Origin of the sequence: Streptomyces sp. Y2F8-2, assembly GCF_014905555.1 — a bacterium.
Lineage (GTDB): Bacteria > Actinomycetota > Actinomycetes > Streptomycetales > Streptomycetaceae > Streptomyces > Streptomyces cynarae.
Map to the genome: position 1 here is coordinate 543,958 of NZ_BNGS01000003.1, position 24,862 is coordinate 568,819.

The window sequence follows — 24,862 nt, forward strand, 5'->3', positions numbered from 1 at the left end:
GGTCTCCCCCGGTTCGTCTCTAGCTTCGGTCTAGCTAAGTGATAGCACATTACCCTTCCGGACAACCTTTCACCCCTCCTGATCGTCGGTTTCCAATGGGGCGGGTGCTGGATCTCACGTCCGTAAAAGACGTGATCGACAACCCTTTGTCATACCGCGCGGTGTTAGCTTTCTGAGCTGACCTGAACCACGCACCTGTGTGACCCACGAGAGTGAAGCGGAGCGGATCGACCCATGGGACGAGCGGAAGAGAGACGAGCGCGGCAGCGCGCTGGCCGCCGCGCGGCGCCCAAGCGCTCGCCCAGGACGACCGGGTCCGTGTCGGCGGGCGCGGTCGGCACGGCCAGCCCGGAAGGAGCGCCGGTCGGCGGCCGGGCCGCCGCGCGGGCCGCCAGGAGCCGCGGAAAGAACGGCAGGAACGGTAAGGGCGGTAAGAGCGGCATACGCCGGTTCTTCACCTGGAAGACGGTCCTCGGCTCGCTCTTCGGCTTCGTGCTGCTGGTCATGGGCGCGTTCGTGGCGCTGTACGTGATGACTCCCATCCCGGCGGCCAACGCCGACGCCATGCTGCAGAGCAACGTCTACAAGTACAGCGACGGCTCGATCCTCACCCGCAGCGGCAAGCTCAACCGGGAGACGGTCGACCTCGCCGAGGTCCCCAAGCCCGTCCAGCACACCTTCGTCGCCGCCGAGAACAAGACCTTCTACCAGGACGCGGGCGTCGACCTGAAGGGCACGGCCCGCGGCATCCTCAACACGCTCTCCGGCAAGGGCGCGCAGGGCGGTTCGACGATCACCCAGCAGTACGTCAAGAACTACTACCTGACCCAGAACCAGACCGTCACGCGCAAGCTGAAGGAACTGGTCATCTCGCTGAAGCTGGACCGCCAGAAGACCAAGGACTACATCCTCGCCGGCTACATCAACACCAGCTACTACGGCCGCGGCGCCTACGGCATCCAGGCCGCGGCGCAGGCCTACTACCACAAGGACGCCAAGAACCTCACGGTCGAGCAGGGCGCGTACCTGGCCGCCCTGCTCCAGGCGCCGAACCAGTACGACTGGGCGATCGCCACCGACACCGGCAAGAAGCTGGTGCAGGAGCGTTGGAACTACGTCCTGAACAACATGGTCGAGATGCACTGGCTGGACGCGGGCCGGCGCCAGGCCATGAAGTTCCCGGTGCCCCTGGCGCCCAAGGGCGCGCCCGGTATGGAGGGGCAGACCGGTTACCTGGTCGATGCGGCCAAGGCGGCGCTGGAGAAGCAGCTCGTCGCCCAGGGCACCGCCTCCAGCCTCAGCGACGCCGAGGCGCTCATCACCAAGGGCGGCTGGACGATCACGCTGAACATCGACAAGAAGAAGCAGACCGAGCTGGAGCGGGCCGTCAAGCAGCAACTGACCAGCAAGCTCGACCAGAAGAAGCGTGCCGTCGACGGCGCCGTCCAGGCCGGTGCCGTCTCCGTCGACCCGAAGACCGGCAAGGTCCTCGCCCTCTACGGCGGCGTCGACTACTTCAAGCACTACACCAACAACGCGACGCGCCGCGACTACCAGCCCGCCTCCACGTTCAAGCCGGTCATCCTCGCCGCCGCCCTGGACGAGGGCGCCAAGACCCAGGACGGCCGACAGATCGACGCGAACACGATCTACGACGGCACCAGCGGCCGCCAGGTCGTGGACGACGGCGCCAAGGTCGGCTTCGCCCCGCCGAACGAGGACGACCAGGACTACGGACCCATCACCGTCCAGACGGCGATGAACGACTCCGTCAACTCCGTCTTCGCGCAGATGGGTGTCGACGTGGGCATGGCCGAGGTGATGAAGGTCGCCGGCAAGCTCGGCATGGACACCAAGGGAATGCAGGCGGTTCCCGCGCAGACGCTGGGCTCCATGGGTGCGAGCCCGATGGAGATGGCCGGCATCTACGCCACCCTCGACAACCACGGCAAGAAGGTCACCCCGACGATCATCAAGTCGGCCGAGCGCGACAACACCGCGGTCACCTTCCCGAACCCGATAGGCGACCAGGTCATCACCCGCGAGGCCGCCGACACGGTGACCTCGGTACTCACCGGCGTGGTCGACGACGGTACGGCCAAGACGTCGGTGGCGGCCAACCCGGCGCGCGACGGCCAGCAGGTCGCCGGCAAGACGGGTACGTCCGACAACAACAAGTCGGCCTGGTTCACCGGCTTCACGCCCAACCTGGTGACCTCCGTCGGCCTGTTCGGCGAGGACCCCAAGACCCATGCCCAGGTTCCCATGACGGGCGCCACGGGCCACGTCCCGGGCAGCCCCAGCGGCCGCATCAACGGCGGTAGCTACCCGGCCCTCATCTGGGCGGCGTACACCTTCGAGGCGATGGGCCAGGTCAGCAAGTTCGACCTGGACACCACCCAGGGCGCGGCGGTCCAGCCGAGCGGGACGCCGACACTCTCGCAGTCGCCGACCACCACGCCGTCGTCGACGCCGACCTCGCAGAAGCCGACGACCCAGCCCCCGACGAGCTCGGCCCCGCCGTCGAGTTCGCCCACGACGAGCAGGCCTCCGACGAGCTCGGCCCCGCCGTCGCCGACCAACTCGGCGTCGACGCCCACGCCGCCGGAGAACCCGCTCGACCCGAACGGCGGGCAGTAGGCGCTGTCGTACGCGAAGGGCGCCCGGTGGACCGGCCACCGGGCGCCCTTCGCGCTGTCGTACCTCAGAGCCTGTCTCCGCAGGCAGGCTCTCAGCCTCGGTTCAGCTCGAACCAGACCACCTTGCCGGTGCTCAGCCGGGTCGCTCCCCAGCGCCGGGCCAGCCGGTTCACCAGGTAAAGGCCCCGGCCGCCCTCGTCCGTGGCCCGTGCCTGCCGCAGACGCGGCAGCTGCGGCACGTCGTCGCCCACCTCGCAGCGCAGCACGTCGGTGCGCAGCAGCCGGAGCGTGATCGGACGCGTCGCATACCGCACGGCGTTCGTGACGACCTCGCTGACCAGCAGCTCCACCGAGTCCGTCAGCTCCTGAAGTCCCCAGCGGTCGAGCGCCCGGCGCGCCAGCCGCCTCGCCCGGCTCGGTGCCGCGTCCTCGGGCTCCAGCACCCAGTACGCGACGTCGCTCGGGGCGATCCCGTCGAAGCGGGCGGCCAGCAGCGCGATGTCGTCGTCGCGGTCGCCGGGCCCGAGCATGTCGAGCACCTCGTCGCACAACGCCTCCAGCGGCGGCGGGTGGTCGGCGCCGGTGATCCGGGCGGTCGCGGCGAGCTTCTCCCGCAGCTGCTCTATGCCGGTCCACACGTCCCGCAGACGCGATTCGACGAGCCCGTCGGTGTACAGCAGCAGGGTCGCGCCGGCCGGGGCGTCCAGCTCCACCGCCTCGAAGTCCACCCCGCCCACGCCGATCGGCGCGCCCGCGGGCACCCGCAGCACCTCGGCACGGCCGCCCAGATGCAGCAGAACCGGCGGCGGATGGCCCGCGTTGGCGATGGTGATCCGGTGCGAGACCGGGTCGTACACCGCGTACAGGCAGGTCGCCATGCGGTCGGTGCCGAGCCGCTGCGCCTGCTCGTCCAGGTGGTGCAGCACCTCCTGCGGCGGCAGGTCGAGCCCGGCCAGCGTCTGGGCCGTCGTCCGCAGCTGCCCCATGATCGCCGCGGATGTCATGGAGTGGCCCATCACGTCGCCCACGACGAGCGCGACCCGGCTGCCCGGCAGCGGAATCGCGTCGTACCAGTCGCCGCCGACCCGCGCGGTCTCCGCGGCCGGCAGATAGCGGGACGCCAGCCGTACGCCCGTCGGGTTCGGCAGCGTCTCCGGCAGCATGGTGCGCTGCAACTCGTCCGCGATGTACGCCTCACGGCCGTACAGCACCGCCTTGTCGATGCCGAGCGCGCTGTGCGTGGCGAGCTGCGCGGCGACCAGCAGGTCGTCCGCCTCGAACGCCAGGCGCTCCGCGCGGCGCAGGAACAGCACGGCACCGATCACCCGGCGCCGTCCGCGCAGCGGCGCGAGGATGGCGCGCTGGCCCGGGGGCACCGCCAACTCCTCGCCGAGCAGCTCGGGCAGCGCGGCCCGGGCGGCGGGCGCGTCCGCGAACACCGGCCGCACCCCGCGCAGCACCTCGGCGAGCGCACCGCCGGGGCGCACCTCGCACAGCTCGTTGCTCAGCTCCACGACCCCGGAGTCCTCCGGCACCGGAACCGGCAGGATGCCGTCCTCCAGGTCCCGCTCCTGCGGTATCCGGTCGGTGCGCCGCAGCCGCAGCACCAGGGGCCCGGTGGGACGCTCGTCGCCCACCGGCAGCGGGTCGCGCAGATACACGAGGATCGCGTCCGAGAACGTCGGCACCGTGGCCCGGCACAGGCCCATGACGATCTCGTCCAGGTCGATGCCGCGGGCGATCCGCCGGGTCGCGGCGCCCACGAAACGCAGCCGGTCGCCGTCGCGCCGCATCGGCATGGGCCCGCTCGGCCGGCCCTGACCGGTGCGCCGCTCCTTGCCGTCGGGCAGGGCGACGGGACGGTTCTGCTCCCCGCTCGGCTGGACCGGGATCACCTCCGGGGCCGGACGCGGCCGGTGCGTGTCGGGCTCGTCCGCGGCCGGCTGGGAGTGCTCGGTGCCGCCCGCCGCGGGCAGCGGGGTGGACCCGCCGCCCGGCGAGCCCGGCGATCCGTGCTGGGCGCAGGGCTGCGGCGCGGCGGGAGAGGCGGGCGTGTCGCCCGCCCGGGTCTGTGCGGGTAAGGCCGTGGCCGGCGGGGCGGTCAGCGGCTCCGAGGTACGCAGGAGCGCCCCGCGGGGCTCCGCGGGGCCGCCGCCCGGCTGGGGGCGCTCGTGGGAGGTCCGGTGCTCCGTCACGCGTGTCGAATCCATCCGTCCGGGGCTGCGCGCCGTGCGTGCAGTTCGTCCCGCCGTGAAGCCGATACCCGGAATACGTGCCCCAGGAACGGATTTCCCGCCAGGTCACACGCCGTTCCTGGTGCACCGGTCGGACGAGCCGTCCCGGTCTGGCCCTCGTACCCCTCGCTCACGTCCTGCCGCCCCTCGGTGACGTTCGGTCAAGCCCAGCGCTTACTGCGGGAGTTGCTGTGGTGCGCCCTTGCGGAGGACGATCCTACGGTTGTACCGCGGGGGCGCAACAAGGGTCTCATGACGTCATGTACGCGGGAGTGCGGTCCCAGTCGTCCGGCAGCCGCGGCACCGACCAGGACGGATCGGGACGCCAGTGCTGCCAGCCGTCCGAGAACGGCGTGCCCCAGGCACGGATCACCTCCACGGCGGACCGTCCCGCCTCCCGTACCCGCTCGGCGAGCCGGGGGTCGATCAGGCCGTCCTGCTGGGCCTGTGCGAACTCGTCCTCGTCGCGCCAGCCCCAACTGCGGTCCGGGTAGACGCAGATGTCCAGGAAATGGTCCTCCGAGTCGACGCCGCCGGCCCAGCGCACCAGCGGCTCCTCCAGGTTGACGTACCAGTTCTTGAAGCGCCAGCCCGGGTCCCAGAACAGCCACACCGACCAGGGTTCCCCCGGCCGGGCCAGCTTGAGCACGCCGGTGCCGAACCAGCGGTCGAGCTGCACGGTGCGCGGCTTGGTGTAGCGGGTCTGGAGCGGTTCGGCGTGCAGCGGCGTGCCGTCGGCGAGGACGGGCCGCACGCATGTCGTCCCCGGTGCCATCCACACGGCGAGCAGGTCGGAGTCGTCGCGTACGACGGTCACGGGGCGGGCGATGTGAAAGCGCTCGCCCGCGTTCTCCCGGTATCGCCACAGGATCGGGTCACCGGGCGCCCAACGCCCCGTCACGCCGTCGGCCTCGCCTGCTTCGCCCGCTTCCACTCGTCTCACCGCTCCACCCTCTGCCATGCACAGATATTAGGTGCCCCAGGCATACGACGCTGTGGTGCCCGTCATCGGTTCACGTCACGGGCGGGTGATGTGCGTCGATATGGGGCGAGGCGTTACGGGTGTGTCATCCGCAGGACATCGAGCGCCTCGTCGAGCTGTTCCTGGGTGAGGTCGCCGCGGTCCACATAGCCCGACTCCAGGACGACCTGACGGATCGTCTTGCGCTCGGCCAGCGCCTTCTTCGCGACCTTCGCGGCCTCTTCGTAGCCGATGTACCGGTTGAGCGGCGTGACGACGGAGGGTGACGACTCGGCGTACTCGCGAGCGCGTTCGCGGTGGGCGACGATGCCGTCGATCGTGCGGTCGGCGAGGAGCCGCGAGACATTGGCGAGGAGCCGGACGGACTCGAGCACGTTCTTGGCGATGACCGGCATCATCACGTTGAGCTCGAAGTTGCCGGAGGCGCCGGCGGTGGCCACGGTGGCGTCGTTCCCGATGACCTGGGCGGCGACCATGAGAACGGCCTCGGGGATCACGGGGTTGACCTTGCCGGGCATGATCGAGGAGCCCGGCTGCAGGTCGGGGAGGCTGATCTCGGCCAGGCCGGTGCGCGGCCCGGAGGCCATCCACCGCAGATCATTCGCGATCTTCGTGAATCCCACGGCGATGGTCCGCAGCTGCCCGCTGATCTCCACGATCCCGTCCCGGGCGCCCTGGGCCTCGAAGTGGTTGCGGGCCTCGGTGAGCGGCAGGCCGGTGGTGCGGGCGATCTCGGCGATGACGGCGGCGGAGAAGCCGGGCGGGGTGTTGATGCCGGTGCCGACGGCGGTGCCGCCGAGGGGCAGTTCGGCGAGGCGCGGGAGGGAGGCGGTGAGCCGCTCGATGCCGTACCGCACCTGTGCGGCGTACCCGCCGAACTCCTGACCGAGCGTCACGGGCGTGGCGTCCATGAGGTGCGTCCGGCCGGACTTCACCACATCGGCGAACTCCTCGGCCTTGCGTTCGAGGGAGGTGGCGAGGTGGTCGAGGGCGGGGACCAGGTCCCGGCTGACGGCGGCCGTGGCGGCGATGTGGAGGGAGGAGGGGAAGACGTCGTTGGACGACTGCGACGCGTTGACGTGGTCGTTCGGGTGCACGTCCCGGCCGAGGCGCTCGGTCGCGAGGGTGGCGATGACCTCGTTGGTGTTCATGTTGGAGGAGGTGCCGGAGCCCGTCTGGAAGACGTCGACGGGGAAGTGCTCGTCCCACCGGCCCTCGGCCACCTCGGCGGCGGCCTCCTGAATGGCGTCGGCGACGTCCTTGTCGAGCACGCCGAGCTCCGCGTTGACCTTGGCGGCGGCGGCCTTGATGCGGGCGAGCGCCTCGATGTGCGCGCGCTCGATCCGCTGCCCGGAGACGGGGAAGTTCTCCACCGCACGCTGCGTCTGCGCGCGCCACTTGGCGTGGAGGGGGACCTGGACCTCGCCCATGGAGTCGTGCTCGATGCGGTATTCGCTCATGCCGGGTACAGCGCGGGGGAGGGCGGGGTTGTTCCGGGGGTGGTCCGGATGGGGGTGCGCGCCGGTGGGCGCTCGCGGCCGCTGGGTCCGCCCCCCACCGCCCCCACCCTTCCCGTCCCTGGGGGCTGCGCCTCCAGACCCCGCTTCGGCCTGAACGGCCTCGTCCGCAAACTCCCCCTAGCTCTTCGAGCAGGGCGGAACCCCCAGACGGGCTGAGTGATGCCGACCGGCGCTGACACATCAGGCCCTCCGGCGTTTGAGGAGCGGGGTCCGGGGGCCGGCGGGTTTCTGGGGCGGAGCTTCGTGAGGGGGGGTGCAGGGGACGCAGTCCCTGCCGGGGCTAGGGACGCGGTCCCTGCGGGGGCCCAGAGGCGGCATCCCGGGCGTGTTTCTGGGGCGGAGCCCCGTGAGGGGTGCAGGGGACGCAGTCCCCGCGGGGGTCGGCGGCGGAGCCCTCGGCGGGGTGCGGGGGACGCAGTCCCCGCGGGGGCCGGCGGCGGAGCGCCTCACGGGTTCAGGGGCTTCGCCCCTGGTGGGGTTGAAGGGGCGGAGCCCCCGGAGGTGGGACGGGTAGGGGCGGCGGGGGCGAAACGCCAAAGGTTGGCCCCCGCCGTAGCCTGAGGGTTACGCCAGCCCTGGTCCCCGCACCGGGATCGACGTGAACGTCGGCTGGGGCGCCGGGTCCTTGAAGAAGTCGTTGCCCTTGTCATCGACCACGATGAACGCCGGGAAGTCCTCCACTTCGATCTTCCAGACCGCCTCCATGCCCAGCTCCTCGTACTCGAGGACCTCGACCTTCTTGATGCAGTCCTGGGCGAGGCGGGCCGCCGGGCCGCCGATGGAACCCAGGTAGAAGCCGCCGTGCGCGGCACACGCGTCCGTGACCTGCTTGCTCCGGTTGCCCTTCGCCAGCATCACCTTCGAGCCGCCCGCCGCCTGGAACTGCTCGACGTAGGAGTCCATGCGGCCGGCCGTCGTCGGGCCGAAGGAGCCCGAGGCGTAGCCCTCGGGGGTCTTCGCCGGGCCGGCGTAGTACACCGGGTGGTCCTTCAGGTACTGCGGCATCTCCTCGCCCGCGTCCAGGCGTTCCTTGATCTTCGCGTGGGCGATGTCCCGGGCGACGACCAGCGGGCCCGTCAGGGACAGGCGGGTCTTGACCGGGTACTTCGTCAGTTCGGCGAGGATCGCCTCCATCGGCTGGTTCAGGTCGATCTTCACGACCTCGCCCTCGTCCAGATGGGCGTCCGTCGTGTCCGGCAGGAAGCGGGCCGGGTCCTTCTCCAGCTGCTCCAGGAACACGCCCTCCGCCGTGATCTTGGCGACCGCCTGCCGGTCCGCCGAGCACGACACCGCGATCGCCACCGGGCAGGACGCCCCGTGCCGCGGGAGACGGACCACGCGCACGTCGTGGCAGAAGTACTTGCCGCCGAACTGCGCCCCGATCCCGATCTTCTGCGTCAGCTCGAAGACCTTCTCCTCCAGCTCCTTGTCGCGGAAGCCGTGCCCCAGCTCGGAGCCCTCGGTCGGCAGCTCGTCCAGGTAGTGCGCCGAGGCGTACTTCGCGGTCTTCAGGGCGTACTCCGCGCTCGTACCGCCGACGACGATCGCCAGGTGGTACGGCGGGCACGCGGCCGTGCCCAGCGAACGGATCTTCTCCTCCAGGAACTTCATCATGGAGGCCTCGTTCAGGACGGCCTTCGTCTCCTGGTAGAGGAAGGACTTGTTGGCGCTGCCGCCGCCCTTCGCCATGAACAGGAACTTGTAGGCGCCGCCGTCCGTCGCGTACAGCTCGATCTGCGCCGGGAGGTTCGAACCGGTGTTCTTCTCCTCCCACATGGTCAGCGGAGCCATCTGCGAGTAGCGCAGGTTCAGCTTCGTGTAGGCGTCGTAGATGCCGCGGGAGAGGGCCTTCTCGTCCTCGCCCTCCGTCAGCACGTTCTGGCCGCGCTTGCCCATCACGATCGCCGTGCCCGTGTCCTGGCACATCGGCAGCACGCCCGCCGCCGCGATGTTCGCGTTCTTCAGCAGGTCCAGGGCCACGAACTTGTCGTTGGCGCTGGCCTCCGGGTCGTCGATGATGCGGCGCAGCTGCGCCAGGTGGGCGGGCCGCAGGTAGTGCTGGATGTCGTGGATGGCCTCCTCGGCCAGCTTGCGCAGCGCCTCCGGCTCCACCTTGAGGAACGTACGCCCGTCGGGTCCCTCGGCGGTGGAGACGCCCTCGGACGTCACCAGCCGGTACGGGGTGGTGTCCTCTCCCGTGGGGAGCAGATCGGTGTACGCGAACTCAGGCATCTCGCCCATTCCTCACTAGACAGACAGCGGCTGGCCTCCGTTGGCAGCGTCCACCAGCGTAGAACCTGGGCCTGACCGTGGACCTGTGAGGTAGGGCTCAGTGGCGGGTTCTGTCCCGAGCGCCCGTTTCGACGGTTCGACGGTCGGGATTCCGCCGCTTCCACGGGCTGGTTTTCCACAGGTCCGTTCGAGGGCTAGTCGCGATCTATCGCGTTTCGCTACGCTGCTGTCGTGGACCTTCACAAGAGCCCCGCCCCGACAGACGACCGGCCCGTGCCCCCGGCCGAGCTGCGCTGCTCGGACGCCGACCGCGACCGCATCACCGACATCCTGCGCGACGCCCTCGCCGAGGGGCGTCTCACGGCCGAGGAGCACGCCGAGCGCGTCGAGGGTGTGCTGCACGCCAAGACGGTCGGTGAGCTCGACCGGTTCGTCCGCGACCTGCCCGCGGCCCTCCCCCAAGCTCTCGACTTCGCTCGAGCAGGGAGGTACCCCCATCGCCGCACCGCCCCGGTGTACGCCGCGCCGCCGGACCGGCCCGCTGCGGGTTCGATACCGAGGGAGCCCGACGAGAACGTGGTGGCGGTCTTCAGCAGCGCCATCCGCCGGGGCCGCTGGCGCCCCCGCCGCCGTACGCACGCGTACGCGATCTTCGGCAGTGTCGAGATCGACCTCAGCGAGGCGCTCTTCGAGTACCAGCAGGTGGTGATCAAGGCGGTTTCGGTCTTCGGCGACGTGCAGATACGCGTCCCGGAGAACGTGTCGCTGCGCAGCACCGGCGGTGGCGTGCTCGGCAACTTCGAGGTGAGCCCGCTGGATTCGGGGAATCCCGACGCGCCCGTCATCCATGTCGACGGACTCGCCGTGTTCGGGAACGTGGAGGCGAAGCCCAAGCGCGGCAAGGCGGTCGCCGACATTCTCGACCGCGTGTCGCACAAGGCGGACAAGGCTTTGCGCAAACACCTGGGTCATTGACGCTTGTGAATTCGGCCGGGCTCGGCATGCGCGGGTCACATTCCGGCGGCATGAACAACCCCTGCAGTTCCTGCGGTTGGGAACTCAGTGCATAGGCGCGCGCACAGCGGGTAGGCCTTGCTGCATCGTCTCTCGCTCGCGAAGCCGTCGTCAGGAGTAGACCGTGCTGCAACCGCCGCATTCGTCCCTGCAGGTCGCTGACGTTCCGCATCAGCGGGTGCCAGTGCGCGACAGGGATCAGGACGCCCCGTGGCACACGGAGGCGGTGTGCCGGCGCGACGAGGCCGGCCTGTTCTTCGCCCCGTCCAAGGAACCCACCGCGGCCCGGCTGTCCCGCGAGGAGGCGGCCAAACGGGTCTGTGCGCGCTGTCCCGTGATGGTCGAGTGCCGGGAACACGCGCTGCTGCAGCCCGAGCCGTACGGAGTGTGGGGCGGGCTCACGGCCGCCGAACGCCGTGTGGTGCTGGCCCGGCGCCGCCGCCGCGAACTGGAACTGAAGAAGGCCGCGCGGGGGACGATAGCGGCGGCCGGCTGAACGGCCGCGTATTCGGGCGCATACGAGGTACCAGGCCGCCAGGAAGGGCCAGGCCGCCGAGAAGTACCAGGCGCATACGGAAAGGGGCGCCCTCTCCGCACAGAGGGCGCCCCTTTCCGTACGGGTCTACTTCGCCCGGTCGAAGTCGATCGCGCTGTACGCGCGCAGCTTGCTCAGCCGGTGAACGGAGTCGATCCGCCGGACCGTGCCGGACTTCGAGCGCATGACGATCGAGTCGGTGGTGGCGGTCTCCGACCGGTAGCGCACCCCGCGCAGCAGCTCGCCGTCCGTGATCCCGGTGGCGACGAAGAAGACGTTCTCACCGGAGACCAGGTCGTCCGTGGTGAGCACCCGGTCGAGGTCGTGGCCCGCGTCGAGGGCCCGCTGCCGCTCCTCGTCGTCCTTCGGCCACAGTTTGCCCTGGATGGTGCCGCCCAGGCACTTCACCGCGCAGGCGGAGATGATGCCCTCGGGCGTACCGCCGATGCCGAGCAGCAGGTCGATGCCGGTGCCCTCGCGCAGCGCCAGGATCGAACCGGCCACGTCGCCGTCCGAGATGAGCTTGATGCGCGCGCCGGTCTCCCGGACCTCCCTGATCAGATCGTCGTGGCGCGGCCGGTCGAGGATGACGACGGTGACGTCCTCGGGCGTGGAGTGCTTGGCCTTCGCGACCCGGCGGATGTTCACCGAGACGGGCGCGTTGATGTCGACGAAATCGGCCGCTTCCGGACCGGTGACCAGCTTGTCCATGTAGAAGACGGCGGACGGGTCGAACATCGTGCCGCGGTCGGCGGCGGCCAGCACCGCGATGGCGTTCGGCATGCCCTTCGCGGTGAGGGTGGTGCCGTCGATCGGGTCCACGGCGATGTCGCACTCCGGGCCGGTCCCGTCGCCGACCCGCTCCCCGTTGAAGAGCATCGGGGCCTCGTCCTTCTCCCCTTCGCCGATGACGACGACGCCGTTCATCGACACGGTCGAGACGAGGGTGCGCATGGCGCGCACCGCGGCGCCGTCCGCGCCGTTCTTGTCGCCACGGCCGACCCAGCGGCCCGCGGCCATGGCGGCGGCCTCGGTGACCCGGACGAGTTCGAGGGCGAGGTTACGGTCCGGGGCCTCGGAGGGAACTTCGAGCTCGGACGGCAGATGATGATTCTCGGTCATCGGAGCGCACCTTTCTGATACGACGACGGCCGGATGAGGGTGATGCCCCGACTCTATCGTCGGACAGACAAAATGAGCAGGGCACCCCACGGATGAGCAGACCCAGGCACCTGCGACGATAGGGGCGTGGCAGGTATGAAAGGCAAGCAGACGGTCCGGGACATGATCCTCTCCCTGGCCCTCGTCGGGCTGATGGCGGGCGTCATCTATCTCTTCATCCCCCATGACGACCACGCTCCCGACCTCAAGCCCGTGGACTACCGCGTCGAGCTGCTCACCGCGCGCCGCGCCGCGAGCTACCCGGTCGCGGCGCCCGAAGGCCTGCCCGGCACCTGGAAGGCCACCTCGGTGCGTTTCCAGGACGAACCCTTCGACGCCTGGCACCTCGGCTTCCAGGACCCCGAGGGGCAGTACGTGGCGGTCGAGCAGTCCACCGAGAGGGCGTCCACGTTCGTCGACGACGCCAGCCAGGGCGCACAGGAGACCAAGGTCACCCAGCGCATCGGCGGCCAGACCTGGCAGCGCTACACCGGCGGCCGCTACGACGCGCTCGTACTCAAGGGCAAGGGCGCTACGACCGTGGTGACGGGCACCGCGTCGTTCGCGCAGCTGACGAAGATGGCCGAGGCGCTGAAGACCGGCTGACGACGTGCGGCGCAGGGGCGCCGCCGCCCGGTCACCCGGCCCCTTCCGCGCCCTCGCCCTCCTCGTCGTCCTCCTCCTCGGCCAGCGCCGCGTCCAGCCGCCTGCGGGCGCCCTCCAGCCACGTCCGGCACACCTTGGCCAGCTCCTCCCCCCGCTCCCACAGCGCCAGGGACTCCTCGAGCGTGGTGCCCCCCGCCTCCAGGCGCCGCACCACCTCGATCAACTCGTCCCGTGCCTGCTCGTAGCCGAGTGTCTCGTCCGTCCTGCTGGTCATGCGCCCACCCTAAGATCCCTGGTTGCCGACGGAACTCTCGCCGTCGGCCCGTACTGTGAACTCGCCCGCGGCGACCCGCGCCCGCAGCGTCTCGCCCGCCGTCACCTCTTCCGGTGCGCGGACCACGTGCCCGTCGGCCTTCTGCAGCACCGCGTACCCCCGCCGCAGCGTCGCGGCCGGGGACAGCGCCACCACGCGCGCGTGCGTGTGCGTGAGCTCCGACTCGGCGCGGTCGAGCAGATGCCCGAGGGTGCGCCGGGCGCGGTCGACCAGCGCGGTGACCTGGTCGGCCCGCTCGTCGACCATACGGTGCGGGTCCTCCATGCAGGGCCGCGCCAGCGCATGCGCCAGCCCGCGCTCCTCACGTTCGACGAACGCCTGTGTGCACCGCCGTGCCCGGTCCCGTAGCTGCCGTACCCGCTCCAGTTCCTCCCCGACGTCCGGGACGACCTTCTTGGCCGCGTCGGTCGGCGTGGAGGCGCGCAGGTCGGCGACGTGGTCGAGCAGCGGGTTGTCCGGTTCGTGCCCGATGGCGGACACCACGGGCGTGCGGCAGCCGGCCACCGCCCGGACGAGCTGCTCGTCCGAGAACGGCAGCAGATCCTCCACACTGCCGCCGCCGCGCGCCACGATGATCACGTCCACCTCGTCCAGCGCGTCCAGCTCCTTCACGGCCTGCACCACCTGCGGTACGGCGTGCACGCCCTGCACGGCGACGTTGCGCACCTCGAAGCGGACGGCGGGCCAGCGGTGCCGCGCGTTCTCCAGCACGTCGCGCTCGGCCGCCGAGGCACGGCCGCACACCAGTCCGATCAGCTGCGGCAGGAACGGCAGCGGCTTCTTGCGCTCGGGCGCGAACAGGCCCTCGGCGGCGAGCGCCTTCTTGAGCTGTTCCAGCCGCGCGAGCAGCTCCCCGACGCCCACGGGCCGTATCTCGGCCGCCCGCAGCGACAGCTGTCCCCTCGGGGCGTACCACTCGGGCTTGGCGAGGACGACCACACGGGCGCCCTCGCTCACGACGTCGGCCACGGAGTCGAACACCTGGCGGTAGCAGGTGACGCCGACGGAGATGTCGTGCGACGGGTCGCGCAGCGTCAGGAAGACGACCCCGGCGCCGGGCCGCCGCGACAACTGCGTGATCTGCCCCTCGACCCACACGGCCCCGAGCCGGTCGATCCACCCCCCGATGAGCCGCGACACCTCACCGACGGGCAGGGGGTTCTCCGCGGACGTGTTGACAGCCATGCGCCCGAGCGTAGTGGCCGGGACCGACAACGCCGGTCGGCACAACCTCTCCCCATGGAGGCGATCTACGACTCCGGGCCCGGCCTTACGATGGATCGCATGACTGCTTCCTCTGGCCGCCGTGTCCTGCTCGCCGCCCCCCGGGGGTACTGCGCGGGCGTCGACCGTGCCGTGATCGCCGTCGAGAAGGCGCTCGAGCAGTACGGGGCGCCGATCTACGTCCGCCACGAGATCGTCCACAACAAGTACGTCGTGCAGACCCTGGAGAAGAAGGGCGCGATCTTCGTGGAGCGGACGGAGGAGGTGCCCCCCGGGAACATCGTCATGTTCTCCGCGCACGGCGTGGCACCCACCGTCCACGAGGAGGCCAGGCAGGGCCGGCTCGCCACCATCGACGCCACCTGCCCGCTGGTCACCAAGGTCCACAAGGAAGCGATCCGGTACGCCAACGAGGACTTCGACATCCTCCTGATCGGGCACGAGGGCCACGAAGAGGTCATCGGCACGTCCGGCGAGGCCCCCGACCACATCCAGCTCGTCGACGGCCCCGAGGACGTCGCGCAGGTCGAGGTGCGCGACCCGTCGAAGGTCGTCTGGCTGTCCCAGACCACCCTCTCGGTCGACGAGACCATGGAGACGGTCGACGCGCTCAAGGAGAAGTTCCCCCAGCTGGTCTCCCCGCCCAGCGACGACATCTGCTACGCCACCCAGAACCGCCAGCTCGCGGTGAAGCAGATGGGCGCCGAGGCGGACCTGGTGATCGTGGTCGGCTCCCGCAACTCCTCCAACTCCAAGCGGCTGGTCGAGGTCGCCAAGCTCGCGGGCGCGCGCGAGGCGTACCTGGTGGACTTCGCCGACGAGATCGACGAGTCCTGGCTTCAGGGTGTGTCGACGATCGGCGTGACGTCGGGTGCCTCCGTGCCGGAGGTGCTGGTGGAGCAGGTGCTCGAGTGGCTCGCGCAGCGCGGCTTCGAGGACGTCGAGATCGTCAAGGCGGCCGAGGAGTCCATCACCTTCTCGCTGCCCAAGGAACTCCGCCGTGACCTGCGCGAGGAGGCCGCGGAACTGGTGGCCGAGCGCACCGGCGAGAAGTAGCACCCGGCGGGAGCGACGGCGCGGGGAGGCCACGCGCCGGATGCCGTGGCGTGACTGTCGGCGCCACGACGTACCGTGGTGCCCATGCAGATCTTCGGCGTGGACATCGGCGGATCCGGGATCAAGGGTGCTCCCGTGGACCTGGAGCGGGGCGAACTGGCTCAGGAGCGCTTCAAGGTGCTCACTCCTCACCCGGCGACGCCCGACGCGGTCGCGGACGGGGTGAAGGAGGTCGTCGACCACTTCGGGTGGACCGGGCCGGTCGGCCTGACGTTCCCCGGAGTGGTCACGGACGGCGCCATGATCCGTACGGCGGCGAACGTCGACAAGAGCTGGGTCGACACGGACGCGCGCGCCCTGTTCGGCGAGCGTCTGGGCGGCCTCCCGGTGACCGTGGTGAACGACGCGGACGCGGCGGGCGTGGCCGAGATGCAGTTCGGCGCGGGCCGCGGCCGCAGGGGCACGGTCATCGTGCTGACGTTCGGTACGGGCATCGGCAGCGCCATGTTCGTCGACGGCCTCCTCGTGCCGAACACGGAGCTGGGCCACCTGGAGCTGAACGGCCGCGACGCCGAGAAGCGCGCCTCCAGCAAGGCCAAGGACGACAACGACCTGACCTGGGAGCACTGGGCCCGCCGTGTGCAGAAGTACCTCGCGCACGTGGAGATGCTGTTCTCGCCGGAGCTGTTCATCATCGGCGGCGGCGTCAGCCGCAAGTCCGAGAAGTTCCTGCCGTTCATCGAGGGCATCGAGGCGGAGATCGTCCCGGCCCGGCTGCAGAACAACGCGGGGATCGTGGGAGCGGCGATGAGGGCGGCGAAGCAGGGATAGCAGCAGGCACCGGTGCGGGACGCTCGGTGGTGCCGGCGTCCCGCGCCGTCAACCGCTCCGACGGCGCGCCGCCGCCCTGCGCCGCAGCATCCGCACCTTGCGCACGGTCGTGATGACGCCCGCGATCAGCGTGCCGCCGTACAGCCAGCCGGCCTGCGTGGCGAGCGCGGTGGCCAGCCCGATCAGGCGCCCGGCGACCCCGCCGTCGCTGTCGGCCACGACCAGCAGCCCGGCGGCGAACGCGATGGGCACGACCACCGGCGCGGTCACCAGGTCCCCGCGCCGCACCCACAGGGCGGTCAGCGCGGCCACCGGCAGGAACAGCACGCCGTAGACCGTGAGGGACGCCCCGAACAGCAGTTGGTCGAGGCACCCCAGCACCAGCATCACGGCGCCGCAGAAGAGTCCGCCGCCGAGCCCGGTGAGCCGGGGGCCGGGCAGCCGCCGTGCCGCCTGGTCGAGTGGGGGAGTGTTCCGCACCCGAGCCGCCGGGCGCCGCTGCGCACCGCTGGTGCCCTGGCCCGCCGGCCGTGCCCAGCCGGCCCCGTCGTCGGCCTCGGGCCGGCCGGGACCGCCGGGCCGGGGAGGCCGCGCGGCCGGGCCGGACCGTACGGGCGCGGCGGCGCTGCGCCGGCCCTGCGGGGGAAGGGGGGCACCGCGTCGCGGTCCGTGTTGCGGGGGTCGCGTCCTGTGTTGCTCCACTGGACCAACTTAGGTCGGTTTATGTGCGGAATGGCGCATGACACACGCCGTTGGCGAGAGGTTGTCCAAGCGTTCGATGCGTCGCCGGAGCGCGGCCCGGTACGCCGTAGACTGGTGGATCGGCCCGCACACTCTCCTGACGGACCCGGGCCCGAAGCCCAGTCCAGTCCTCCAACCTCACGTACGGGAAGTCGCAACGTGTCGCTCACGATCGGAATCGTCGGTCTGCCCAACGTCGGCAAGTCGACCCTGTTCAACGCCCTGACCAAGAACGACGTGCTCGCGGCCAACTACCCGTTCGCCACGATCGAGCCGAACGTCGGTGTCGTCGGTGTCCCCGACGCCCGTCTCGCCAAGCTGGCCGAGATCTTCAAGTCGGAGCGGATCCTCCCGGCGACCGTGGACTTCGTCGACATCGCGGGCATCGTGCGCGGCGCGAGCGAGGGCGAGGGCCTGGGCAACAAGTTCCTCGCGAACATCCGCGAGTCGGACGCGATCTGCCAGGTCATCCGCGCCTTCAAGGACGAGAACGTCGTGCACGTGGACGGCAAGGTCTCGCCGAAGGACGACATCGAGACGATCAACACCGAGCTGATCCTCGCGGACCTCCAGACGATCGAGAAGGTCCTGCCGCGCCTGCAGAAGGAATCGCGGATCAAGAAGGACATCGCCCCGAAGGTGAAGGCCGTGGAGGAGGCCAAGGAGATCCTGGAGAAGGGCGACACGCTCTTCGCGCACGGGATCGTCCAGGGCAGCGAGCGCGCCGAGCTCCTGCACGACCTGCACCTGCTCACCACCAAGCCGTTCCTCTACGTCTTCAACGTCGACGAGGACGAGTTGATCGACGACGCCTTCAAGGACGAGCAGCGCGCGCTGGTCGCCCCCGCGGAGGCGATCTTCCTCAACGCCAAGCTGGAGGCGGACCTCGCCGAGCTGGACGAGGACGAGGCCCTCGAGCTCCTCGAGTCGGTCGGCCAGCACGAGCCGGGCCTCGCCACCCTGGCCCGCGTCGGCTTCGACACCCTGGGCCTGCAGACCTACCTCACGGCGGGCCCGAAGGAGTCCCGCGCCTGGACGATCAAGAAGGGCGCCACGGCCCCCGAGGCGGCCGGCGTCATCCACACCGACTTCCAGAAGGGCTTCATCAAGGCGGAGGTCATCTCCTTCGAGGACCTGGTGGAGACCGGCTCGGTGGCGGAGGCCCGCGCCAAGGGCAAGGCGCGCATGGAGGGCAAGGACTACGTGATGCAGGACGGGGACGTGGTGGAGTTCCGCTTCAATGTGTAACGGATTCGTTACCGTGCGCTAGGCGGTTCGTCAAGCGCGCAGATCAGAAGGGGCTGAGCTGTGGCGAGCTCAGCCCCTTCCGCGTTCCCCCTGCTGACTTGGTGCTGACTCCTAGTTGCTCGTCGGTGGCGTGAGCCTGTCGAGGTCCAGGCTGATCTCGAAAGGCACAGGGCGCTTCAGAGTGCCTCGGAAGATGCCGGCGGGCGCGTAGACGCCAGTCGGTTCGTCGAGTTCGTAGACGTGGACGACAGGGGCGCCGTCCTCGTCCTCGATGCACCAGTAGTGGGGGATGCCGGCCTCCGCGTACTTGCGCAGTTTGACCGTGCGGTCCCGGTGCGCGGACTCGGGTGAGACGACCTCGATGACGAGTCGCACCTCATCGGGCGTGAAGCAGGTGCGGTCGCCGTCGTATGCGGCCGTCGTCAAGAGCAGATCGGGCTCGGGCCGGTTTCGCTCGTCGAGCTTTATGGTCATCTCGCGGCCGACCCTGACATCGCCGGGCGCCTGCTCCATGAGGGCGACGGTGAGCATGGTGACGAGGTGGCCGTGCCACCACCGCTGGGGCGACATCATGAAGACGAGAGCTCCGTCGATCAGCTCGGTGTGGCGGGGCGCCTCGGGGAGGCGGTCCAGGTCCTCCGCGAACCAGCCTTCCTCGCGCGGCGGGCGCATCCAGTCGGGCAGTGCGGTCATGGCTCAACCGTAGCGATTCGACGAAGCGCGGGCCACGAGATCGTCACCGGGGGACTGCCCTTCCTGTCGTCCCGGAGTCCCAGGCCTGTCGCCGGTGCTGATTCTGTGCTGACCTGGATCGTTCCGGGCTGCTCTTGCGAGAAATCGCATACCAATGATCAGGTCTGCCACCCGGGCGGCTGATGCATCGGCACCCGCCGGGGTGGGCCTGCCCTGCGGGCTCCGTCGCGCAGGGCGGCCCAGGTGGGGAGGAGGAGCAGGGCGAGGGCGGCGGTCCAGGCCACGATCGTCGCCGTGATCGAGGCCAACGCGGGTGAGGGAACCAGTTCGCAGGCGGGATGGCCGGTGCCCCAGCGCACGCAGGCGAAGTGGTCCCGTGCGGTGAACGCGGCCAGGGGGAGCAGCAGACCCGCGCCGAGGACGGCCAGAACCCCGTGCAGTGAGCGCAGTTCGTGGGCCCTGTTCCGCCAGGCGACGAAGAAGCCGACGGTGAGCTGCAGCAGCATCGCGACAGGCACGAAGTAGAGGGGCACCACCGCGCCGATCAACTGGATCGGCCACGGGAAGACCAGGGCACTGACGACATGAACCACCCACAGTCCGAGCCCTGCGGCGGCACCGATCACAACGCCCTCCACCAACGCCCGCACGGGACGCAGAGGCGGCGGCACGAGGAGTGCCGCGGAGGCCTCCGGAGACGGGGGCCACAGCAGGAACCGTCCGGGTCCCGCGGCGGGTGCGTCACCACGCGCGCGCCCGAAGAGCCGTGCCCCGGACGTGGCGGCGAGCGGGAGCCCGACGGTGACCCCGACCAGCGCGAGGACTCCCAGCGCAGGTGCGGTCACGACGGTCGTGGAGAACACGAAACCGAGGTAGTCCAACGGCGTCGGCAACAGGTTCAGCGGGCCTGGCAGGGGCAGCAGCCCGAAGCCGGGCGTCCCCGCGGCATAGGCCTGCCCGAGCCAGAAGCTCAGCAGCACCACACCGGTCGCGCAGCCGACGACGATCGGCACGAGCGGGCGCCGGGCGGCGAGCACGACCGGTGCCCACACCCGGGCGACCACCACGTTCCACCGTACGAACCCGTAGCCGACGGCTCCGAGGAGCAGCCACCACGCCAGCTGCACCGGGAGCGAGTCGGCGACGCCGAGGGCGAGGGCCGTGCTGTGCCACTGGTCCCCGAACGTGCCGACGACGAGACCGCAGCCCACGGCGAGCCCCATGCGGTGGGCGTTCGCCCACCTGGCGTGATGCAGATGCGCGGCCAGTGTCACACGCCAGATGCCAGCCGCCACGCCACCGCCCAGCAGGACGGCGGGGACGATCGCGGTCAACGCGCTGCCGCGGTCGGCCAGACTGGTTGCCGCCTCGGTCCACTGCGCCACCTGCCAGTAGACGAGCGAGCAGCACAGGGCCAGCCCGAAGGCCTCCCATGGGGACACGTCGAACAGCAGCCTGGTGTCGCTCAGGGCGGCCAGCCGCTTCGCGGCGGAGGGATGCGTACGCAGGAACCGCGGCCGGCGGAGCGTGGCCGGCTCGATGCCGTGCTGTGCGGCGAGGAGGCGCCGCAACGAGTGGGCGCCGCGCGTCCACACGGCGACCCGGGCGTCCGCATACAGCTCGCGGCTGCGCAGTACGGCACTGCTGATGTGGGCGACCGTGACCGCCAGGGCGCACGGGGCCAAGGTGAACAGCAGTTGGTAGATCACACCTCCGGGCAACAGCACCCAGCTGACCAGCAGGGCGAAGGGTGCCGTGACGGCCGTCGGGATCGCGAACGCGACGACGAACAGCCGGTGGCAGATGAGGGTGAGGAAGGCGATGTCGACATCGCGGTTGCGCAGGTGCGCGAGTTCGTGCAGGACGATCGCGCGAAAGGCCTCAGGGTCGCGGCTGTGTAATCGCAGCAGTCCCTCGCCGAGCATCACATGGCGTCGGCCGAGGCGCCCGAAGGCGAGTCCGGTGGGGCGCGGGTCCCGCCAGTCGACGACGAAACGCACCCGGCACCGCAGCTCGGCGAGAGCCACCAGTTGCGTGAGCGTGCGCCGGACGTCCGGGTGCGCGTCGCCCCGCAGGGGCCGTAACCGACGTCGGCGGAGCCGGTAGGCGGGCAGCAACCAGTACGTGATGCCGACGGCCAGCCACAGGGCGGCGAGGGCAGCCAGCTCCAGCATGGTCTCACTGCCCAGGTCCGGCGGCGCGCAGCGGCGGGCGAACTCCGCGGGATCGGCGGCCGTCTCGGCGAAGTTCGCGGACGCGCATTCGAGGGACCTGGTCATGGAGCCGACGTCGCCGCCGAGCGCGAAGTACCTCGCCGTGCCGACCGCTCCGCCGATGGTCGTCGCCATCGCCACCGATGTGCTCAGAATGAGCAACGCGAACCGCAGGGACGTTCCGGACGGTAACCGGAACGGGTGCACCGCCACCGGGTTGCCGAACCCCGACCTGATCGGTCCCTCCGTCACGAGGGGCTGTCCTCCCCGTCCCGGCTGCCCCCGGTCAGTGCGTCGCCCCCCGAAGCCCCACCGCCCCGCCCGCCGACGACCGCGCCCAGGATGGCGTCGGCGAGGAGCTGTGCCTGGTCCGGCGGCAGGCCCAGTGCCACCCCCCGGTCGTAGGCGATGCGCTGCAGCAGCTGGAAGTCGGCGGGCCGGGCCTGCCCGCCGCCCAGTGCCACGGGCCGTACGGTGCCCGGCGCGGCGAACGGATTGTCCGCACCACCGGCCGAATCGGGGGCCGGACCACCGTCCGGGGCGCCGCCCGCATCGCCGTCCGTACCGTCGTCCGCCCGCGTCCTGCGCCTTCGCCACCAGCCTCGTCTGCGCTCCTCACGCATGACGTCGGTGGCGATGTTCCCGGCGACGGTCGCCGCGACCGGCAACGCGAACGCCGTCAGCGTGGAGACGACGATGGCCTCGATGCCGATGCCCAGCGGCTCGGGCCGTGCTTTCCGGGTCGTCCGGGCCGGGTTCTCGAAGTAGGCGTCGGCCGCCTCGTCGAAGAACGCCAGCTCATCCGGGGCCAACCGCCGTACGGCCTCCCGGGCCAGCTCCCGTGTCCGTGCCGTCTCGTCATGCTCGGAAGCACCCACCGGCGGGCCCCCGTCCCCCTGATCGCCAGTCCCGTCGGCTCGAGTATCCCGCTCAACTCGTGTCGCATACAAGGTGTTTGGAGTCGCGCGCCGCCGGGGTCTGCCGCACCCGGCGGAAGCGACTTGACGGCCGGGGCCGCCGACGGTTCGCCGACCGCCGCCCGGGGGAACGGCCGGCCCGTCACCGTAACCCCCGTCGCCGGGTCAGCCCTGGCGCGGGTTCGGCTTCAGCACGGCGAACACCGCCTGGCCCGGGTCCGCCAGCCAGGCGATGCGTCCGACGTCCGGCACGTCCGTGGCCGGCATGAGCACCGTCCCGCCGTTGCCCTGCACCGCCGCGACGGTGGCGTCGGCGTCGGCCACGGCGAAGTACGGCACCCAGCGCGTTTCCTCCCGCTCGTCCTGAAGCGGAGCCACGCCGCCGAAGGACCCCTCCTGCTGGTCGCCGTCCTTGATGCTGAGCACCTGGTAGGTCATGCCGGGCGCCTGCATCTCCTGCGAACGCCAGCCGAACAGCGCGTTGTAGAAGCGGATTGCGGCTTCCGGGTCGCCCACGTGCAGTTCCACCCACACCAGCGTGTCGTCCTGCGACGTGATCTCCAGGCCCTTGGTCCGCCCGGGCTGCCACACGGCGAACCGCGCCCCCTGCGGATCGGTGAACTGGGCCATCCAGCCCTCGCCCATGACGTCCATGGGTTCGGCACGCACACCACCCCCGCCGGCGACCACCTCGCGGGCGGTGGCCTGGATGTCGTCGCTCTGGAAGTACGTCGTCCAGGCCGACCCGGCCCCCTCCTCGGTCAGCGGCCCGAGGGCACCGACGGTCCTCCCGTCCTTCTGGAAGAACCCGTAGCCGCCCGCCTCCGGCCCCGCGGACACGAACTGCCACCCGAAGACGGCGCCGTAGAAGGCGGCAGCCGCGTCCGTGTCCGGGCTGCCGAGGTCGATCCAGTTGGGTGACCCGGTGCGGAAGTCGGTGCCGAGCATGTGTTTCCTCCTGCGCGTGCGGTGCGGAGATCCCCGCCACTATGCCGACCCCATGGACAGGGCTCGGCGCACCGGCTCAGCGGGCCCGTGGGTTTCACCCGGCGGCGGGAAGGAAACCCCCGGTCGGTGCTCCCGGTTGAGCCATGTGGCAGCTCGGTCGGGCGGCGCCCGCCGCTTCCTCGGCTTCCTCAGCCGCTGCGGCCTGCCTGCCCGGGTTTCTTGTCGGCGGACCTGCCGTTCGGCGTACCGCTGGGCTTGCCCGCGTCGCCGGTCCGCTCCTGTGACAACTGGTCGGCACAGTAGGCAGCGACGTCGTCCTCTCCGCCGGCGGCTGCGAGGAACCGCTGCCAGGCCGTCGAGTCCAGCGCCTTGCCCCGGCCCTTCACCGACGCGTACGCGCGGCAGTGGGCCTGGATGTCCTTGGCCGTGAGCGGACGGTCCTGCGGGGACGGGGTGGCGGACAGGGTGGGCTCGGCCGCCTCCGGCGCCGTCCTGGAGGGCTGCGCAGCCGTCGGCGACGGACGCCGCTGCCCAGGGACGTCCCGCGGGCTCACGGCGGAGTCGGGCGAGCCGATCGCCGCGATGGCGACACCGCCCACGGCGAAGGTGGCGACGAAGAGCGCGACGGTGGCTTTCACCGAGCGCCCGGCAGGGCTGCGCCGCGCACTCCAGTCGTCCCGCCTCCGGGTCCGCGCCTCCTTGTGCACCCCTGCGTCGCGCGCGGCGCGGAAGGCGGCCATCGCTCGCCGCTCGGCGGTCGTATCAAGGGCGTCGGCGCGCAACGCGTGACCGAGCGCCGCTTCCAGGTCCGTGAGACCGGCCGCGCTGTCCGCGTGGGTCACTGGGCGGTCCGCGCCGGCGCGTCGACGGGCGAATGCTCCGCCGTCGCTGTGTCGGTCGCCCATGCCTGTGTCCGTCCTTGCGTGATCGTTGCTCGTTCGTTGTACGTGTCTGGCGCCGTTGCTGCTCATTTCGACTGCCTCAGCGTATGGACGGCTGTCCCTGTCACAGCTCAGGCGCCGAGTTGGCGGGCCAGCCGTTTCAGCCCGCGGTGCGCGGCGGTGCGGACCGCGCCGGGCCGCTTGCCGAGGACACGTGCGGCGGCCGGCCCGTCGAGGCCGACGACGACGCGCAGCAGCACCGCCTCGGCCTGATCACGGGGCAGGCTGCGCACCAGTTCCAGTGCGCGCTCGGTCGAGAGAGCCTCCAGCGCCTGGTCATGGGCACTGTCCGGCCCCGGCAGCTCCATGAGGTCCAGATCGAGCGCGGCAGGCACGGGGCGGCTACGACGGCGGCGCAGGTGGTCCAGGGCCCGGTGACGGGCGATGGTCGCGCTCCAGCCACGGAAGCCGGCGCCGTCGCCCTTGAACCGGCCCAGGTCGCGGGCGATCTCCAGCCAGGCTTCGGACGCCACGTCCTCGGCGTCGTCCTTGACGAGCCCGCGCAGGTAACCCAGCAGCCCGGGCTGCACGATCCGGTACACGACCGTGAAGGCGGCCTCGTCGCCGTCCTGAGCCCGCGCGACGGCGGCACCCAACTCCGCGTCCCGCGGCTGCCCGCCGCGGGGCTCGCCTTTCTGGCCCACAACCTGTCCCAGTCCGCCCGTTCGTCGAGCCCGCGGCGGTGGACCCCCGTCGCGGTGCCGCGAGTCGCTGCTGCCCGCCCCTACATGATCATCAGCGCCGGGCCGCACAGGAATGTCACAGCGGCCCGGACGCCATTCGAACGCCATTC

The 24,862-nt window shown here is 70.9% G+C and carries 21 protein-coding genes; 7 read left to right on the plus strand and 14 right to left on the minus strand.

The window, feature by feature from the left end; genetic code table 11:
* Window positions 1-234 precede the first annotated feature (234 nt).
* Window positions 235-2,640 (plus strand): transglycosylase domain-containing protein, encoded by a 2,406-nt coding sequence (locus SY2F82_RS12510; protein WP_200419075.1) that lies wholly within the window; start codon window positions 235-237, stop codon window positions 2,638-2,640.
* A 91-nt stretch (window positions 2,641-2,731) separates the two neighbouring features.
* On the opposite strand, the gene SY2F82_RS12515 is transcribed toward SY2F82_RS12510, so the two are convergent.
* From SY2F82_RS12515 to SY2F82_RS12530, 4 genes are all read right to left on the minus strand, one after another.
* Window positions 2,732-4,849: a SpoIIE family protein phosphatase gene (locus tag SY2F82_RS12515; RefSeq protein ID WP_200419076.1), complete on the minus strand. Its 2,118-nt coding sequence runs from the start codon at window positions 4,847-4,849 to the stop codon at window positions 2,732-2,734.
* Between the two features lie 274 nt (window positions 4,850-5,123).
* Window positions 5,124-5,834 (minus strand): DUF402 domain-containing protein, encoded by a 711-nt coding sequence (locus SY2F82_RS12520; protein ID WP_200419077.1) that lies wholly within the window; start codon window positions 5,832-5,834, stop codon window positions 5,124-5,126.
* A gap of 95 nt (window positions 5,835-5,929) precedes the next feature.
* Complete coding sequence (locus tag SY2F82_RS12525; RefSeq protein WP_200419078.1) at window positions 5,930-7,315, minus strand: aspartate ammonia-lyase; 1,386 nt, start codon at window positions 7,313-7,315, stop codon at window positions 5,930-5,932.
* A 624-nt stretch (window positions 7,316-7,939) separates the two neighbouring features.
* Entirely contained in the window at window positions 7,940-9,616 is a 1,677-nt protein-coding gene (locus SY2F82_RS12530) for a fumarate hydratase (protein WP_308437759.1), read from the minus strand.
* Window positions 9,617-9,838: 222 nt separating this feature from the next.
* Here SY2F82_RS12530 and SY2F82_RS12535 point away from each other — a divergent pair, with 222 nt between their 5' ends.
* A complete protein-coding gene (locus SY2F82_RS12535) occupies window positions 9,839-10,582 on the plus strand; it encodes a DUF1707 domain-containing protein (protein WP_200419080.1) in 744 nt (247 codons plus the stop codon).
* A 163-nt stretch (window positions 10,583-10,745) separates the two neighbouring features.
* Complete coding sequence (locus SY2F82_RS12540; RefSeq protein ID WP_103838382.1) at window positions 10,746-11,117, plus strand: WhiB family transcriptional regulator; 372 nt, start codon at window positions 10,746-10,748, stop codon at window positions 11,115-11,117.
* Between the two features lie 126 nt (window positions 11,118-11,243).
* Here SY2F82_RS12540 and glpX read toward each other — a convergent pair whose 3' ends face one another.
* Window positions 11,244-12,278 (minus strand): class II fructose-bisphosphatase, encoded by a 1,035-nt coding sequence (gene glpX, locus SY2F82_RS12545; RefSeq protein WP_200419081.1) that lies wholly within the window; start codon window positions 12,276-12,278, stop codon window positions 11,244-11,246.
* Between the two features lie 126 nt (window positions 12,279-12,404).
* On the opposite strand from glpX, the gene SY2F82_RS12550 reads away from it, so the two are divergent.
* Window positions 12,405-12,923 carry a DUF4245 domain-containing protein gene (locus SY2F82_RS12550; RefSeq protein WP_200419082.1) on the plus strand — a complete coding sequence of 173 codons (519 nt, stop codon included), beginning with the start codon at window positions 12,405-12,407 and terminating at the stop codon, window positions 12,921-12,923.
* Between the two features lie 31 nt (window positions 12,924-12,954).
* Here SY2F82_RS12550 and SY2F82_RS12555 read toward each other — a convergent pair whose 3' ends face one another.
* Together SY2F82_RS12555 and xseA are read right to left on the minus strand one after the other, a co-directional pair.
* Window positions 12,955-13,197: an exodeoxyribonuclease VII small subunit gene (locus tag SY2F82_RS12555; protein WP_200419083.1), complete on the minus strand. Its 243-nt coding sequence runs from the start codon at window positions 13,195-13,197 to the stop codon at window positions 12,955-12,957.
* Window positions 13,198-13,206: 9 nt separating this feature from the next.
* The gene (gene xseA, locus SY2F82_RS12560; protein ID WP_200419084.1) at window positions 13,207-14,442 is read right to left on the minus strand and encodes an exodeoxyribonuclease VII large subunit; all 1,236 of its coding nucleotides are present in this window, start codon (window positions 14,440-14,442) and stop codon (window positions 13,207-13,209) included.
* Between the two features lie 90 nt (window positions 14,443-14,532).
* Here xseA and SY2F82_RS12565 point away from each other — a divergent pair, with 90 nt between their 5' ends.
* Window positions 14,533-15,537: a 4-hydroxy-3-methylbut-2-enyl diphosphate reductase gene (locus SY2F82_RS12565; protein WP_200419435.1), complete on the plus strand. Its 1,005-nt coding sequence runs from the start codon at window positions 14,533-14,535 to the stop codon at window positions 15,535-15,537.
* An 84-nt stretch (window positions 15,538-15,621) separates the two neighbouring features.
* The gene (gene ppgK / locus SY2F82_RS12570; protein ID WP_200419085.1) at window positions 15,622-16,368 is read left to right on the plus strand and encodes a polyphosphate--glucose phosphotransferase; all 747 of its coding nucleotides are present in this window, start codon (window positions 15,622-15,624) and stop codon (window positions 16,366-16,368) included.
* 48 nt (window positions 16,369-16,416) lie between these two features.
* On the opposite strand, the gene SY2F82_RS12575 is transcribed toward ppgK, so the two are convergent.
* Window positions 16,417-16,848: a DUF6542 domain-containing protein gene (locus SY2F82_RS12575; protein ID WP_374707147.1), complete on the minus strand. Its 432-nt coding sequence runs from the start codon at window positions 16,846-16,848 to the stop codon at window positions 16,417-16,419.
* Between the two features lie 420 nt (window positions 16,849-17,268).
* Here SY2F82_RS12575 and ychF point away from each other — a divergent pair, with 420 nt between their 5' ends.
* Complete coding sequence (gene ychF / locus SY2F82_RS12580) at window positions 17,269-18,357, plus strand: redox-regulated ATPase YchF (RefSeq protein WP_200419087.1); 1,089 nt, start codon at window positions 17,269-17,271, stop codon at window positions 18,355-18,357.
* A gap of 111 nt (window positions 18,358-18,468) precedes the next feature.
* Here the strand turns inward: ychF and SY2F82_RS12585 are convergent, their stop codons facing one another.
* The 6 genes from SY2F82_RS12585 to SY2F82_RS12610 all read right to left on the minus strand — a co-directional run bounded on the left by SY2F82_RS12585 (window position 18,469) and on the right by SY2F82_RS12610 (window position 24,713).
* Window positions 18,469-19,050, minus strand: a complete 582-nt coding sequence (locus SY2F82_RS12585; RefSeq protein ID WP_200419088.1) for a Uma2 family endonuclease — start codon at window positions 19,048-19,050, stop codon at window positions 18,469-18,471.
* Between the two features lie 158 nt (window positions 19,051-19,208).
* Entirely contained in the window at window positions 19,209-21,515 is a 2,307-nt protein-coding gene (locus tag SY2F82_RS12590) for a M48 family metalloprotease (protein ID WP_200419089.1), read from the minus strand.
* On the minus strand, window positions 21,512-22,141 hold the full coding sequence (locus SY2F82_RS12595; protein ID WP_200419090.1) for a hypothetical protein: 630 nt from the start codon (window positions 22,139-22,141) through the stop codon (window positions 21,512-21,514). The genes SY2F82_RS12590 and SY2F82_RS12595 overlap by 4 nt, the downstream gene beginning before the upstream one ends.
* 204 nt (window positions 22,142-22,345) lie before the next feature.
* A complete protein-coding gene (locus SY2F82_RS12600) occupies window positions 22,346-23,128 on the minus strand; it encodes a VOC family protein (RefSeq protein ID WP_200419091.1) in 783 nt (260 codons plus the stop codon).
* Window positions 23,129-23,316: 188 nt separating this feature from the next.
* Entirely contained in the window at window positions 23,317-24,033 is a 717-nt protein-coding gene (locus tag SY2F82_RS12605; protein ID WP_200419092.1) for a hypothetical protein, read from the minus strand.
* A 107-nt stretch (window positions 24,034-24,140) separates the two neighbouring features.
* Window positions 24,141-24,713 (minus strand): RNA polymerase sigma factor, encoded by a 573-nt coding sequence (locus SY2F82_RS12610; protein WP_200419093.1) that lies wholly within the window; start codon window positions 24,711-24,713, stop codon window positions 24,141-24,143.
* Window positions 24,714-24,862 lie beyond the last annotated feature (149 nt).